The sequence below is a fragment of the Pseudoalteromonas sp. SWYJ118 genome (assembly GCF_015864505.1).
Taxonomy (GTDB): Bacteria; Pseudomonadota; Gammaproteobacteria; order Enterobacterales; family Alteromonadaceae; genus Pseudoalteromonas; species Pseudoalteromonas arctica.
Genome location: NZ_JADYXC010000017.1, coordinates 1 through 13,649 on the forward strand (window position 1 = coordinate 1; position 13,649 = coordinate 13,649).

General features: G+C 39.1%; 13 protein-coding genes. 7 read left to right on the forward strand and 6 right to left on the reverse strand.

Annotated elements, in window-relative coordinates; all coding sequences use genetic code 11:
• Positions 1 to 162: 162 nt before the first annotated feature.
• Entirely contained in the window at positions 163 to 2,592 is a 2,430-nt protein-coding gene (locus I6F48_RS14860) for a VolA/Pla-1 family phospholipase (RefSeq protein WP_197119729.1), read from the reverse strand.
• 206 nt (positions 2,593 to 2,798) lie between these two features.
• Here I6F48_RS14860 and I6F48_RS14865 point away from each other — a divergent pair, with 206 nt between their 5' ends.
• Positions 2,799 to 3,545 (forward strand): YciK family oxidoreductase, encoded by a 747-nt coding sequence (locus I6F48_RS14865; protein WP_197119730.1) that lies wholly within the window; start codon positions 2,799 to 2,801, stop codon positions 3,543 to 3,545.
• An 83-nt stretch (positions 3,546 to 3,628) separates the two neighbouring features.
• Here I6F48_RS14865 and rluB read toward each other — a convergent pair whose 3' ends face one another.
• From rluB to I6F48_RS14885, 4 genes are all read right to left on the reverse strand, one after another.
• Positions 3,629 to 4,501: a 23S rRNA pseudouridine(2605) synthase RluB gene (gene rluB, locus I6F48_RS14870; protein ID WP_007582584.1), complete on the reverse strand. Its 873-nt coding sequence runs from the start codon at positions 4,499 to 4,501 to the stop codon at positions 3,629 to 3,631.
• On the reverse strand, positions 4,498 to 5,088 hold the full coding sequence (scpB, locus tag I6F48_RS14875) for an SMC-Scp complex subunit ScpB (protein ID WP_024590449.1): 591 nt from the start codon (positions 5,086 to 5,088) through the stop codon (positions 4,498 to 4,500). The genes rluB and scpB overlap by 4 nt, the downstream gene beginning before the upstream one ends.
• 151 nt (positions 5,089 to 5,239) lie before the next feature.
• Positions 5,240 to 5,761 (reverse strand): EF-hand domain-containing protein, encoded by a 522-nt coding sequence (locus I6F48_RS14880; RefSeq protein ID WP_165721507.1) that lies wholly within the window; start codon positions 5,759 to 5,761, stop codon positions 5,240 to 5,242.
• A 227-nt stretch (positions 5,762 to 5,988) separates the two neighbouring features.
• Positions 5,989 to 6,420 carry a hypothetical protein gene (locus tag I6F48_RS14885; protein ID WP_007582577.1) on the reverse strand — a complete coding sequence of 144 codons (432 nt, stop codon included), beginning with the start codon at positions 6,418 to 6,420 and terminating at the stop codon, positions 5,989 to 5,991.
• Positions 6,421 to 6,660: 240 nt separating this feature from the next.
• On the opposite strand from I6F48_RS14885, the gene xthA reads away from it, so the two are divergent.
• From xthA to I6F48_RS14900, 3 genes are read left to right on the forward strand one after another with little or no spacing between them, the layout of a single operon-like run.
• Entirely contained in the window at positions 6,661 to 7,467 is an 807-nt protein-coding gene (gene xthA / locus I6F48_RS14890; protein ID WP_165727397.1) for an exodeoxyribonuclease III, read from the forward strand.
• 5 nt (positions 7,468 to 7,472) lie between these two features.
• On the forward strand, positions 7,473 to 8,120 hold the full coding sequence (locus I6F48_RS14895) for an energy-coupling factor ABC transporter permease (protein ID WP_197119731.1): 648 nt from the start codon (positions 7,473 to 7,475) through the stop codon (positions 8,118 to 8,120).
• Complete coding sequence (locus tag I6F48_RS14900) at positions 8,117 to 8,932, forward strand: putative RNA methyltransferase (RefSeq protein WP_165727395.1); 816 nt, start codon at positions 8,117 to 8,119, stop codon at positions 8,930 to 8,932. Before I6F48_RS14895 ends, I6F48_RS14900 begins: the two co-directional genes overlap by 4 nt.
• Here the strand turns inward: I6F48_RS14900 and yfbV are convergent.
• On the reverse strand, positions 8,929 to 9,375 hold the full coding sequence (yfbV, locus tag I6F48_RS14905; protein ID WP_007582569.1) for a terminus macrodomain insulation protein YfbV: 447 nt from the start codon (positions 9,373 to 9,375) through the stop codon (positions 8,929 to 8,931). The genes I6F48_RS14900 and yfbV overlap by 4 nt on opposite strands.
• Positions 9,376 to 9,659: 284 nt before the next feature.
• Here yfbV and I6F48_RS14910 point away from each other — a divergent pair, with 284 nt between their 5' ends.
• The 3 genes from I6F48_RS14910 to I6F48_RS14920 all read left to right on the forward strand — a co-directional run bounded on the left by I6F48_RS14910 (position 9,660) and on the right by I6F48_RS14920 (position 13,648).
• The gene (locus tag I6F48_RS14910) at positions 9,660 to 10,874 is read left to right on the forward strand and encodes an acetate kinase (protein WP_165727394.1); all 1,215 of its coding nucleotides are present in this window, start codon (positions 9,660 to 9,662) and stop codon (positions 10,872 to 10,874) included.
• Between the two features lies 1 nt (position 10,875).
• Positions 10,876 to 13,035: a phosphate acetyltransferase gene (gene pta, locus I6F48_RS14915; RefSeq protein WP_165727393.1), complete on the forward strand. Its 2,160-nt coding sequence runs from the start codon at positions 10,876 to 10,878 to the stop codon at positions 13,033 to 13,035.
• Positions 13,036 to 13,261: 226 nt separating this feature from the next.
• Positions 13,262 to 13,648 (forward strand): ACT domain-containing protein, encoded by a 387-nt coding sequence (locus I6F48_RS14920; RefSeq protein ID WP_007582563.1) that lies wholly within the window; start codon positions 13,262 to 13,264, stop codon positions 13,646 to 13,648.
• Position 13,649: the final 1 nt, after the last annotated feature.

Here is a 13,649-nt window from a genome sequence, read left to right on the forward strand (position 1 = left end):
CGAGAACGAGTGAAACGTTATATTCTTCCAGAAAAAAGAAAACGGCCCAAAAGTAGGACCGTTCGAATTTCAAAAACTCGGTACACCATTAAGTCAAAACATGCTTAACTGAATGGTGTTAACTTTTCAGTGGCTTTTAAAGGTTAATTATTTTACTGGTTATTAATCAGTCACAACCTCAGGGTTGGAAACTAATAACATCCGTCCGCGAGCAGCTAAGTAAGTAGCTACTTGCAACTGCATTTCTGCATTAGCGGCAGCACTGCCTTCAACAGTTGCAGCCTGTGCAGCATCTTGAGCTGGTGTTAATATAGAACCATGATGCCCTTTAGTAAATTTAACTAAGTAGCTTGCTGGTGTTTCACTCAATGCTTGCGAAGAACTTACTGTCTCAAGACCCATCAAGTTAGCTAATGGAATTGTGCCAGAAATAGGATTATTAGCTGCCATTGGTGGTATCACTTGGTCAGGCTTGTTATCAACACCATCACCCACAACAACATTAGTATAAACAGGAGTACCTAATGCTTTCACAGTGGCTGCGTAGTTAGTTGGATCACCACTATCTAGCGCAGTTTGCGCCGCAAAAGCAAACTGTGTAAATACACCTTGAATGTTAGTAAGTTTAGTCGTTTCACCCGCAGTGATAAGTGATGCAATATATTCGTTATAACCACATGTCAAGTAAGCTTCCATGTCTGGTATTAATGAGCCACAGTTAGAAACTGCATCTCCTTGTAAGTATGCAGTAAATTCATCAGCTTCTGTTGTACCCGCTTGTGAAAGTACTGAACCTTGAATAAATGGACCAAACGCAGCAGATTCAAGTAAGAAGCTTGCTATACCGCCACCACCACTTGCAAGAGCTACCGTGTTTACATTAAATAGCGGATCAAGCGTTTCTGCCATTGGCGTATTAGCTTGAGCAATAAATGCTGGAGCAACAATAGAACCTAGCGAATGCCCAATGTAGGTAACGTCTTTACTATTAATAGTTGTATCGTTAATAAAGTTTAAGCCTAAACGAAGGCCTAATAAATCAGCAGCCGATTGACGTAAGCTATCACGTGCAACAAGTAATGAACTTAAGTTCATGTAACTAAGCACAGAACCCGTTGTTGCATTAAAGTCGTCTGTTCCATCACCATCAACATCTATTCCGCGCTCACCATGTCTTGGATGGTCAATAGCAACCGTTGCAAAGCCTTGAATAGAAAGCTGCGCAGTTAAAGCAAGCATACTTTCTTTTTGTGTTGTAATACCGTGCTGCATAATCACAACAGGCCATCCACCTTCAGGCATAGCGATAGGATCTAATTGTAACTGTGCACGGACACCATTAATTATCGGTAAAATAGGTTTAGTAACTTGCACTGGCACATTTGCCATGCTTTGTACTTTTGGAATTGAGTTGTATTTTGTTAAATGACGTGTGCTGTCTAGTCCTAAGTCACGTAATTGTCCGTCACTTAATGCAGAACATAAACCATCATTTTCACTAATAGGATCTGTCGGAAATGCATCGCCTGCAACGGCCTTATAACCAATTATTGCCACCGCGTTATCACACATACCTTGCCAATATGTATCACTTAAATCACTAATATCAGTACCCGTTGGCGTACCTAAATACATCGGTAACATAATGCTACCTTTTTGATATTGCACACCAGAGAAAGCAGCAGAGACTTCTACACCCTGAGAAGCAAATACTTGTTGTACATTTACCATAGGCTGTTCAGGAACTTGAAGCGCAGGAGTTGGTAACGCAGGCTGTTGCAAGCTTGCAGCTAGCAATTTTTTAATTGTCCCGAGTACCGGGCCTGCTGATTGAATAGTCATCGCACTAGAAAAAATAATATCTTCTTTTGCGATATCTCCTGAACTTACAACTACATTTTCGTAACTGTTAACAGCACCCTGCAAACCAAGTTGAGCTTCTGTAATTAATGGCGCTTCTTGTTTAACCAGCCCATAAGTAGAAGAAGGCTCAATAGAACGCCCTAATGAATCTTTAAGACCAGTAGTTAATACATTGATGTATGAGCTACCTGCCGTAAATGGTTTTAAAGGAATAATTGCAACGCCATCACCTGAAGCTTGAGTAACAAAGTCAACACCAAAAGTAAGCTCACCGACCAATTTACAAGCAGTACCGGCAGCTACAACTGAACATTCTGCATCAGTTAAACTTGCACCCATTACAACTTCAAAAATTCTTACTGTACCAGGGGTCCCAGCAGACGCTTCATCTAAACTCACATTTGGTGGGAATGTTAAATCGATTTTATAAGGAACCTGCGAAGACCAACCATCAAGTGCACCTAGTGCAAGTTGAGGGTTTGCATAAGCTGCGCGCGAAATAGACACATTGTTGTCATCTAATTCACCAGGAATATTAAGTGTACCGTCTTGAGTTCCACTCATTAATAAATCATTAGGTACCGATAAGATACCTGCTGCTGGATCAAATGTAACTGTTGCTGTTGGGATAACTGGTGCTGTGTCGTTCTTGACATCTGTTAACGTTTCTCCACCGCCACAACCTGCTAAAGCAGCTGTAACCGAGAGTGAAAGTAGCATTTTTTTCATATTGTTGGCTCCGCACGTATTTTATTTTTATAGTGTGTTTAATCAGTGTATTAAGTTAAAACAATGTAATCAGGTTATTAATGAGACATTAGACCAGTTAAACTTAACGTAAAGTTTCTATTTTCGCCACCTAATTTTACAATAAATTCGATTACTTCACGTTTCGCTATGTTAAAATCAAAAAAATTATATGAATTGGTACTTTTATGCACACATATCAAGCAGCTGAAAACGCACTTAAAGATAAAGTTATTTTAATAACAGGCGCCGGTGATGGTATTGGCCGAGTTGCAGCAATTACGTATGCAAAATACGGCGCTACAGTTATCTTATTAGGAAAAACAACTAATAAACTTGAATGTGTTTACGATGAAATTGTTAATGCTGGCTACCCTAAACCTGCAATAGTCCCTATGGATTTTAAAGGCGCAACGAAGCAAAACTACCGTGACCTTGCTGCAACAATCGAATATCAGTTTGGACGCCTTGATGGGTTGCTTAATAATGCAGGTATTTTAGGGTCGCTTGGTCCACTTGAACATTTTTGCTCATCTACGTTCGAAAACATAATGAAAGTAAACGTCACTGCACAAGCTATGATCACTAAAGCACTTTTTCCCGTTCTTCGTAAATCTGATAATGCATCGATAGTATTCACGTCATCAGGTGTAGGCCGCAAAGGTCGTGAATTTTGGGGGCCTTATGCCATCTCAAAATTTGCAGTAGAAGGTATGATGCAAACATGGGCATGTGAAGTAGGTAAAACGAATATTCGTATAAACTGTATTAATCCAGGTGCAACGCGTACATCTATGCGTGCAGCTGCATATCCTGGCGAAGATAGAGATACCCTTGCTACACCAGAGGATTTAATGCCAACCTACTTATACTTGATGAGCGATGATTCTAGTGAAGTGAATGGCAAATCGTTAGATGCTCAAGTAAAAAAGTAGTTTGGAGTTTAAATAGTTTAAACAACTCACATTAAAAAAGCCGCAATTAGCGGCTTTTTTGTGTTCAATAAATAACTAATTGATTATTTACGTTTAGTCGGCTTAACACGCTGATTGTGTTTTTTAACTGCTTTACGAATTTGGTTGATTTTAGCGCGTTTATCTTTGCGTTTTTCAGGCATAACAGAAAGCTTAGTTTGTGTTTCGCGGCCTAATTTAACGGTTTTACGCAAGTAGTTTACTGTTTCTAAATCATACTCCATCCAACCACCTTGTGGCACGCGCTTATCAAGCTCTAGTTTACCGTAACGAATACGAATAAGACGAGATACTTCCGCATCTTGAGACTGCCATAAACGACGAACTTCACGGTTACGCCCTTCATTTAACGTTACGTTAAACCAACGGTTAACGCCTTCGCCACCCATAGGGGTTACAGTCGTGAATTTGGCTGGACCATCTTCAAGCTCAACACCACGTAGTAAGTTTTTAACCGTCTCGTTGGTTACTTCACCAAATACACGTGCAGAGTATTCACGCTCTACTTCATAGCTTGGGTGCATTAAACGGTTTGCCAGTTCACCATCGTTTGTAAAAAGCATTAAACCCGATGTATTAACGTCTAGTCGACCAACCGCAATCCAGCGATCGCCATCAATACGAGGAAGTCGGTCAAATACAGTACGACGCCCTTCAGGATCTTTACGTGTGCTTAACTCACCTTCTGGTTTGTTATACATAATCACACGACAGATTCGGTCTGCTTTTTCTTCGATTTTTACACTGTGTCCGTCAACACGAATCAAATCGGTTTCTTCAACACGGTCACCTAACTTTGCCACTTTACCGTTTACACTAACGCGGTTTGCGTCAATGTATTTTTCCATTTCACGGCGTGAGCCTACGCCTGCACGGGCTAAGACTTTTTGTAACTTTTCACCTTGTATAATACTCATTCGGATGGTTCTCTCACAGAAGGATCGCTCAATAACTGGTTAATTTTACTTTGCTGCTCTGTTGGCAACGCAGGTAAATTTTCAAGTCCAGTTAACGAAAAATAATCTAAAAATTGCTTAGTAGTTGCATATAAAGCCGGCTTTCCCGGAACCTCTTTATGCCCTACCACTTTAACCCACTCTCTTTCGAGTAAGGTTTTAATAATATTCGAACCCGTAGTAACACCCCTTACTTGCTCAATTTCGCCGCGTGTAATGGGCTGCCTGTATGCAATAAGTGATAATGTTTCCAGTAAAGCACGCGAGTATTTTGGTGCGCGTTCTTGCCACAAGTTATTTAACCAAGGGCTTAAACTACTGCATGCCTGAAACCGATACCCACTACCAACTTCAACTAAGCGAATACCACGAGTTTGAAAATGCTCTTGTATTGTATCTATTGCGTCATTTATTCGTGCCATAGAAATAGCTAAATCTATTAATACGATGTCTTTAAGGTGGCGTTTACTAACAGGCTTATCTGCAACAAAAATAGCTGCTTCAATGATCTCAACTAGTTGTTCATCACTAATTCGCCGACCCGCCATACACACTCTTAACAAATAAAAATACACAGCCATCTATTATGACAGAACAACACCAAACTAGGAAAATATATCTATCAAATAACTAAATTTAAAACACAAAAAAGCCAGTGCCTAGCACTGGCTTTAATCTTACTTACTAAAATGGTAACTATTAGTTACTTTTAAAAGCTTCTAATGCATCATCTTCAGCTACTGCGTTACCGTATTTTTTAATGTAACCCATAAACTCGCTTTTACTGATGCGCTTATCTTGGTTTTTATCCATGTAACCAAAATGATTTGAAATATCATCATCGTTACCTTCAACTACCGAGATATAGCCATTGCTGTCGTTATCTAGACTTGCAAAGCTGCTTTCAATTTTATCGAATTTAGCAATTTCAGCTTTAAATGCCGACTCACTTACTTCAGAATCAGTGGCTACTTTGCCATTATTAAGCTTCATATAAGTGTTAAATTCTTTGCGGCTAATTTCGTTATCCATATTGGTATCAATATTTGAAAAATGGCCCCAAATGCTATCGTCATCAGCTTCAACTTTTGAGATGTAGCCATCGCTATCATTATCTAAACTTGCAAAGTCACTGTCTATTCTTTCAAGACCTTGATTAGATGAACAAGCCGCTAAGCTTAATGATGCTAAAATAGTGGCTGCTAATGTTAACTTTTTCATAAGACGTATCCTTCGTAATTAATTAAATGTCACTTTAACTAATACAAATCCAATGCCAATAATAGTTAACTTATAATAATCAATAACTTAATCTCGATCGGTATATTTATTAAACAGTTTCAATAAGTTAAGCTTGCAAGCTTTGCAAACAACCTTGTAATTTTTGCAAAAAAATACCCGGTAAAAACCAGGCATTTCAAATTTACTTATTATAGTTAAGCTAATAATTAGATTGCTGCGTTTTGGTAGCGTTTAACAAACTCAGTAACGTTTTGACCATTACATTTTAATGAGTTTAGGTTACCAATTTTTTGACGAACAGGTGCTAAACCTTGTTTTAAAGCCGTCATACATAATTGAGTTTCTTGTTGAGCGTCTTTTGCAAATACTTCTACTTTCTCAACTGATGCGTTGCTTAATGTCGTTTTTTTAGCAATATCACGAATATCTTCACCATTACATAAAATGCTTTTAGAAAAACGAGATAGGTAAACACCGTGCTGGGCAGCTTCTTTACGAGCAACGCTAAAGCCTTCGTTTGCACTTAGTACACATAACTTAGACTCAATTTTGTTATCTTGGCTAAAGTAAGTATTGCTTTGAGCTGACGCAGTTGCAGATGCTAGTAAAGCAGTGGCTAAAAGTAGTTGAGTTTTCATGAGAGATCCTATTTGAACGAGCTAAACAAGTGAATTTCGCGCATTATATATTCAATAAAGTTAAGTTCAATTGAATTTTTTATTTATTTAAATAATTAATATTGTATTCACAATGTTTAAACTTTACCCATCATTTGATCAACATTTGCGCAGCTATTATCTCAATTCAGTCATGTTATGTGCGCGTATTTACTGATACAATTTAATCTATTAAATAGAACCAATTTTAAGGTAAATTTTATGAAAGTGATTTCTTTCAATATCAATGGTCTGCGTGCTCGTCTTCACCAATTACAAGCAATTATCGACAAACATCAACCAGACGTTATTGGCTTGCAAGAGATTAAAGTTCACGACGAAGCATTCCCATTAGAAGATGTTCAAAAAATGGGATATCACGTCTACTTTCATGGTCAAAAAGCGCATTATGGCGTAGCTATGTTATGCAAAAAAGAGCCTAAATCGGTCTTAAAAGGTTTTGCCACCGATACAGATGAATCGCAAAAACGCATGATAAGCGTCACTGTTGAACAAGAAAACGGTCGCGACCTTACTGTCATGAATGGCTATTTCCCACAAGGTGATAATATTAATCACGAAACTAAATTCCCTTATAAACGTCAATTTTATAAAGATTTAATGACACACCTTGAAACCAATCACACACCCGATCAAGACGTCATCGTTATGGGTGATATCAACATATCACCTACCGATTTAGATATTGGTATTGGCGAAGTAAATGCTAAACGTTGGTTAAAAACGGGTAAATGTTCTTTTCAACCGGTAGAGCGTGAATGGCTTGCAACATTACTTAATTGGGGTTTTAAAGACACCTTTAGAGAGCAAAACCCCGAAACAGACGATCAATACTCATGGTTTGACTATCGCTCTAAAGGGTTTGTAGATAATCGAGGACTTCGTATAGATGTAGTGCTTGCAACCAATGAGCTTGCAGCACGCTGCATAGATACAGGTATTGATTACGAACTTCGCGGTATTGAAAAACCGTCAGATCATGCCCCTATATGGTCAACATTTAAGTAATTATTATGCTCAGCCTAACAATGCAGGGGCTACTTTTGGCTCTTGTAATTATTATTGCTCTATTAAGCTTTGATAAAAAAACATATAAAACATTGCTTAATACGCCAGTCCGTCAAACTGGCGTACTTGCGTGTGCGTTAGTGTTTGCAGTGCTTTGGCGAATAAAGGCTGGCATTTTAACTGGCCTTGATTTACACATACTAGGTGTTACGGCTGCTACATTAATTTTAGGCTGGCGGTTGACTATTTTAAGTAGCCTACTTGCCACAGCCCTACTCGCTGCCTTTGGTCAAATTGAACTTGAGCTGTTACCAGTACAACTGCTTATTGGTGCGTTTATTCCTATTTTATTGAGCTATCTTGGCTTTATAATTAGTTACCAATATTTACCTCGTCATTTTTTTGTCTATATATTTGTTTGTGCGTTTATAACCGCAGGATTTATAGCCTGTATAAAAATAAGCCTAGGTGCTTTATTTTACTTAGCTATAGGGCAATACAATTGGCAAGAACTTGCAGATAACTACGTTTATTTAAGTGCCATAATTTGGTTTCCTGAAGCAATGCTCAACGGCATGGCTATAACAATTATGATCACCTATCGCCCGCATTGGGTAAAAACTTTTTACGATAAGGACTACCTAGGCTCATGAGTCTTGAATATCAATGCCCCCTGTGTAACCTAGCACTTTTGAAAACTGATTCAACACTTCGTTGTGCTAACAACCACAGCTTTGATTTTGCTAAAGAAGGCTATGTTAATTTACTGCCTGTGCAACAGAAAAATTCAAAACAGCCGGGTGATTCACTTGAAATGGTACAAGCCAGACGTGCATTTTTAGAGCGTGGGTATTATCGTTTTTTACAGCAAAGCCTTAGTGATATAATCAGTAATATAAGTGCAAAAACTATTATTGATTTAGGATGCGGTGAAGGGTTTTATACCCAAGCAATAGCGAATAAAACAAATGCTGTTGTATACGGTGTCGATATTTCAAAATCAGCGGTTAAATATGCAGCAAAGCGCTACCCTAATTGCCATTTTAGTGTGGCATCAATCAGCCAAGCTCCCTTTAAAAGCCAATTTGCTGATGTACTTGTTAGCGTATTTGCACCTCTATTTGAGCAAGAGCTTGAACGCCTAGCAAATCAAAACGCAACATTAGTGGTTGCAAGCCCAGGACCCTGTCATTTAAAAGAGCTAAAATCGTATATATATTCAGAAGTAAACGAACATACTGAAATAGCCACTCCAAAAGGGTTTCAAAAATCAGAGCAGATCCTTTTAACAGAGCATGTAGCGCTTAGCTTTACTGATATTAAAAACTTAATAATGATGACGCCATTTGCATGGAAATTTAGACCCGAGCACTGGACAGCACTCGAAGAAAAAGGTGAACACACTGTCACCTTATCGTTTTATATTACTCAGTTTACCAAAATAGATAATGATGTAACTCTCTAAAACTGCTCTTTAGTAAACGCCCTGTCCATTTTATCAAACATATCTTTAAGTAAATTGGCAAGCTCCATATAACGGGGCTTGTTTTCACTTAACTGCGTTTGATATCCATTAGCTGCCATTTTAGTGTACAGCTCGTTATACCATTTTTGCATCGCAGGCTCTAAAGGCGTTTGCGCTCGCTTACCCAACCAAAATAAACCTTGTAATGGTAGCGATATAAAAAATAATGCACTTGCAATGGCTTGCGGTAAAAAATCAGAACCCAAGTAATTTAGCTGAAAAAACAATGTTAGCATGGCTAAGATTGGCATTACTGTAATGGCAAGCTCAGTCGCTCTAATTACTCTAAACTCTAAAAATAAGGGCGCAAGCTCTTTGCGCATTGGCCATTTTTTACCATACAAACGGCCAGTTTGTAGTTGTGACATCACACTTTTTTGCATCATGACTCCTCACAGATACTGCTTTTAAATACAATGGAAAAACGAGCTATACGCAAAGTGTAACACAAAATGAAAGAGTTACACTTTCTCAGTAAAACAGCTTAAATTTACCTTTTAATGGCGAACAATCCTAACTTAAACATCTCAATTAAGGTAAAGTATTTAACATTGCGTTAACCACTTTGCAATTGAACATTCAATTGTTTTAGCTTTACTTAATACCGTAAGTGTAACGATTACGAATTAACGTTTACTTACTAAATTTGTTTATGGAAATTGAATCTATGCCAACAACCTCTCCTGAATCACAACACGTTTTAGTTTTAAATTGTGGTAGCTCTAGCTTAAAGTTTGCCATTATTGATGCGAACGATGGTCACGAAATTATTTCAGGCCTTGCTGAACGCTTAGGCGCTAAAGCACCCTCTATTAAATACAAATTTAATGGTACTAAAACAGTTATCGACTTAGCGGCTAATCAAGCACATGCTAAGGCTATAAATACGCTTGTAAGCTTAATAAAAGATCACAACTTAGACGAGCAACTTATCGCAGTGGGCCATCGTGTTGTACATGGCGGCGAGCACTTTACGCGATCGGTATTGATTGACGAAAAAGTAATTGCAGGCATTACACAGTCGGCAACGCTTGCGCCGCTTCATGGGCACGCTAATTTACTAGGTATATCGTCGGCGCAGGCATCGTTTGAAGGTTTGCCACAAGTCGCGGTGTTTGATACTGCATTTCACCAAACTATGAATGAAGTTGCCTTTCTTTACGCTCTTCCATATAAGTTGTACACCGAGTTTGGTGTTAGGCGTTATGGTTTTCACGGCACAAGTCATTTTTATGTTGCAGGGCAAACAGCAAAGTTACTTGAGCAACCTATCGAGCAAAGCAATTTTATTAGTGCCCACTTAGGCAACGGCTGTTCTGTATGCGCTATTAAAAATGGTAAGAGTGTTGATACCAGCATGGGACTAACGCCTCTAGAGGGGCTGATAATGGGCACACGTAGCGGCGATATTGACCCTGGTTTATTTAACTTTTTAACCACTCAACTTGATTACACAGCCCAGCAAATAGATAACCTACTAAATCAAAAAAGTGGCTTGTTAGGTATTAGCGAGCTTTCTAACGATTGCCGTACCATTGAAGAAGCCGCTATAGCCGGTGATAAAAAAGCGATACTCGCAATTGAAATGTTTTGCTACCGACTTTCAAAACAAATCGCGGCGTATATGGTGCCATTACAGCGCCTTGATGCTGTTATATTTACTGGTGGTATTGGTGAAAACTCAGATATTATTCGTGAAAAAGTAATTACACAACTTGCCTTTTTAGGCATTAATTGTAATCCGCAAGCCAACCTCAATGCGCGCTTTGGTCAAGAAGGCGTTATTAGCTGTAAAAATTCACACGTCAAAGCAGTTGTAATGCCAACCAATGAAGAATGGGTTATTGCCCTTGATGCTGCAAATATTGTAAAGGAGCTTTAATATGGCACGTCGTATTATGTTAATTCCTGTTTCTACCGGTGTGGGTTTGACGTCGGTATCAGTTGGTTTAGTGCGTGCACTTGAACAAAAAACAGTTAAAGTTAACTTTTTTAAACCAATAGCTCAGCCACGTTCTGGTGAAACAGGCCCTGAAAAATCAACGCAAATAGTTACTCAAGGCTCACCTATCAACCCACCAATGCCTTTTGCACTTGATTATGCTGAGCAAATGATTGGCGACGGTAAAGGTGATGACCTCCTAGAGGAAATTGTTGAACGCTTTGAAAGTAAAATAAACGATAACGAAGTCGCTATTATTGAAGGTATGGTACCTACTCGTCGCCAACCTTATGCTGGGCGTGTAAACCGCGAAATTGCGCAAACACTCGGCGCCGAAATTGTATTTGTACTTACCCCAGGTAATTACACCATTACTCAAATAGAAGACCGCCTTGAAATTGCAGCAGGTAACTACGGTGGTATCGATCATCCTCGCGTACTGGGCTGTATTTTTAATAAAGTAAATGCGCCACTTGATGAAGAAGGTCGTGCACGCGCCGATTTAGTCGATGCCTATAAACCTGAAGAGCTTGAAAACGAGTTAAATCGTTTAGCCTCCCTGCCTATTTTTAAAAAAAATCCGTTTATGTTACTTGGTGCAATCCCGTGGGATTTTGACTTAGTAGCGCCGCGCGTAAAAGACTTAAGCGCATACTTAAAAGCCACGATTATTAACGAAGGCGATATGCTTCATCGTCGTCTGCGCCGTATTACTTTTTGTGCTCGTACGGTTTCAAATATTTTAAATTATTTTACGCCAGGCGCTTTATTAGTAACACCGGGCGATCGCTCTGACATACTTGTTGCTGCGTGCTTATCTGCTATGAACGGCACTAAACTTGGTGCTATATTACTCACCGGTGGTTTTGAGCCAGAGCCACGTATTATGGCCTTGTGTGAGCAAGCCATGCAAACCGGCTTACCAATACTCGCAACCGATGCAGACACGTGGCGTACATCATTACTACTGCATAACTTTAATATGGAAGTACCAAATGATGATGACCAGCGTATTGAAAAAGTAAAAGATCACAACGCAGAGCATATCAATTCAAGCTGGCTAGATACTCTAGCTAAAAGTGTAGGTAAAACTCGTAAGTTATCACCACCCGCATTTCGTTACTTACTTACCACTAAAGCGCGTAAAGCAGGTAAAACCGTGGTTCTACCAGAAGGTAATGAACCTCGTACAATTAAAGCGGCTGCTATTTGTGGTCAACGCGGAATTGCTAAAACTATATTACTAGGCGATCGCGAAGAAATAATGCGCATTGCACAGCAGCAAGGTATTGAGCTAAACGAACATGTAAGTATTATCGAGCCTCAAAGCATTATTAATGATTATATTGCGCCTATGGTCGAAATTCGTAAAAGCAAAGGCCTAACTGCCGTAGTAGCACAAGAGCAACTACAAGATAACGTCGTACTGGGTACAATGATGCTTGAGCAAGGTAAAGTAGACGGTTTAGTATCGGGTGCAGTAAACACTACGGCAAATACAATTCGCCCACCACTGCAATTGATTAAAACAGCACCAGGGTCATCACTAGTATCATCTGTATTTTTTATGCTACTGCCTGACCAAGTGTTAGTTTACGGTGACTGTGCGATTAACCCAGACCCTAATGCTGAACAACTTGCAGACATAGCGATTCAATCTGCCGACTCTGCAGCTGCATTTGGCATAGAGCCGCGTGTTGCCATGATCAGCTACAGCACGGGCACTTCTGGTACAGGTGCCGATGTTGAAAAAGTACGTGAAGCCACAAAAATAGCAAAACAAAAACGTCCTGATCTAATTATCGACGGCCCACTACAATACGATGCAGCTATAATGGAAAACGTAGCACTTAAAAAAGCACCTAACAGCCCTGTAGCCGGTAAAGCGACCGTATTTATATTCCCAGATTTAAATACGGGTAATACCACGTATAAAGCAGTACAACGTAGTGCCGACTTGATAAGTATTGGCCCTATGCTGCAAGGTATGCGTAAACCTGTAAACGATTTAAGCCGTGGTGCATTAGTTGATGATATTGTGTATACAATCGCCTTAACTGCCATTCAGGCAGCTCAAACAGAAGCGCTAATTACTCATTAAACGTAACGTGTGCTTTTTATAGCCTAGCTATTATTTATTTAATAATTAACTAGTTAGGTTATTTATACCCTGCAACCCCCATACTTATCCACAGAAATTGTGGGTAAGTTTTTACTCCCTTCTTTTATCTACTTATTTACTGCTGAGTTAGTCGTTGTTACACCTTTAATTTAAAGCCAATAATCTATACTATAAAGCTATCAATATTGCTGTTCGCAGGCTTTTAATGTCAAAACAAACATTACAATTACACAGCACCATTTTATCTATACACAGTTTAGATGTAGATGCCGACATACCTGCGGCACTTTTAAAGCAATCTTTGTTTTTTATTTCTAAAACCCATGATGAACTTTCAATTGTATGCCCAAGCGATTTTGAAGTAAAAAGCCTGGATACCGAACCCGACTGGCAAGCTTTAGAGGTTGTAGGTCCACTTGGCTTTTCGTTAACCGGAATTATGGCTAATATTTCAGGGGTATTAGCGCGCGCTAAAATTTCTATCTTTTCAATCTCAACCTACGATACTGATTATATTCTCATAAAAAAACACACTGCAGAAAATGCTATTTCCGCTTTAAAAAAAGAGGGTTATAACGTGGTGGTAAACTAAC

Excerpts from the sequence above, each read along its gene's own strand:
- I6F48_RS14860 (WP_197119729.1), bottom strand. The coding sequence starts at position 2,592 with ATGAAAAAAATGCTACTTTCACTCTCGGTTACAGCTGCTTTAGCAGGT.
- I6F48_RS14865 (WP_197119730.1), top strand. The coding sequence starts at position 2,799 with ATGCACACATATCAAGCAGCTGAAAACGCACTTAAAGATAAAGTTATT.
- rluB (WP_007582584.1), bottom strand. The coding sequence starts at position 4,501 with ATGAGTATTATACAAGGTGAAAAGTTACAAAAAGTCTTAGCCCGTGCA.
- scpB (WP_024590449.1), bottom strand. The coding sequence starts at position 5,088 with ATGGCGGGTCGGCGAATTAGTGATGAACAACTAGTTGAGATCATTGAA.
- I6F48_RS14880 (WP_165721507.1), bottom strand. The coding sequence starts at position 5,761 with ATGAAAAAGTTAACATTAGCAGCCACTATTTTAGCATCATTAAGCTTA.
- I6F48_RS14885 (WP_007582577.1), bottom strand. The coding sequence starts at position 6,420 with ATGAAAACTCAACTACTTTTAGCCACTGCTTTACTAGCATCTGCAACT.
- xthA (WP_165727397.1), top strand. The coding sequence starts at position 6,661 with ATGAAAGTGATTTCTTTCAATATCAATGGTCTGCGTGCTCGTCTTCAC.
- I6F48_RS14895 (WP_197119731.1), top strand. The coding sequence starts at position 7,473 with ATGCTCAGCCTAACAATGCAGGGGCTACTTTTGGCTCTTGTAATTATT.
- I6F48_RS14900 (WP_165727395.1), top strand. The coding sequence starts at position 8,117 with ATGAGTCTTGAATATCAATGCCCCCTGTGTAACCTAGCACTTTTGAAA.
- yfbV (WP_007582569.1), bottom strand. The coding sequence starts at position 9,375 with ATGCAAAAAAGTGTGATGTCACAACTACAAACTGGCCGTTTGTATGGT.
- I6F48_RS14910 (WP_165727394.1), top strand. The coding sequence starts at position 9,660 with ATGCCAACAACCTCTCCTGAATCACAACACGTTTTAGTTTTAAATTGT.
- pta (WP_165727393.1), top strand. The coding sequence starts at position 10,876 with ATGGCACGTCGTATTATGTTAATTCCTGTTTCTACCGGTGTGGGTTTG.
- I6F48_RS14920 (WP_007582563.1), top strand. The coding sequence starts at position 13,262 with ATGTCAAAACAAACATTACAATTACACAGCACCATTTTATCTATACAC.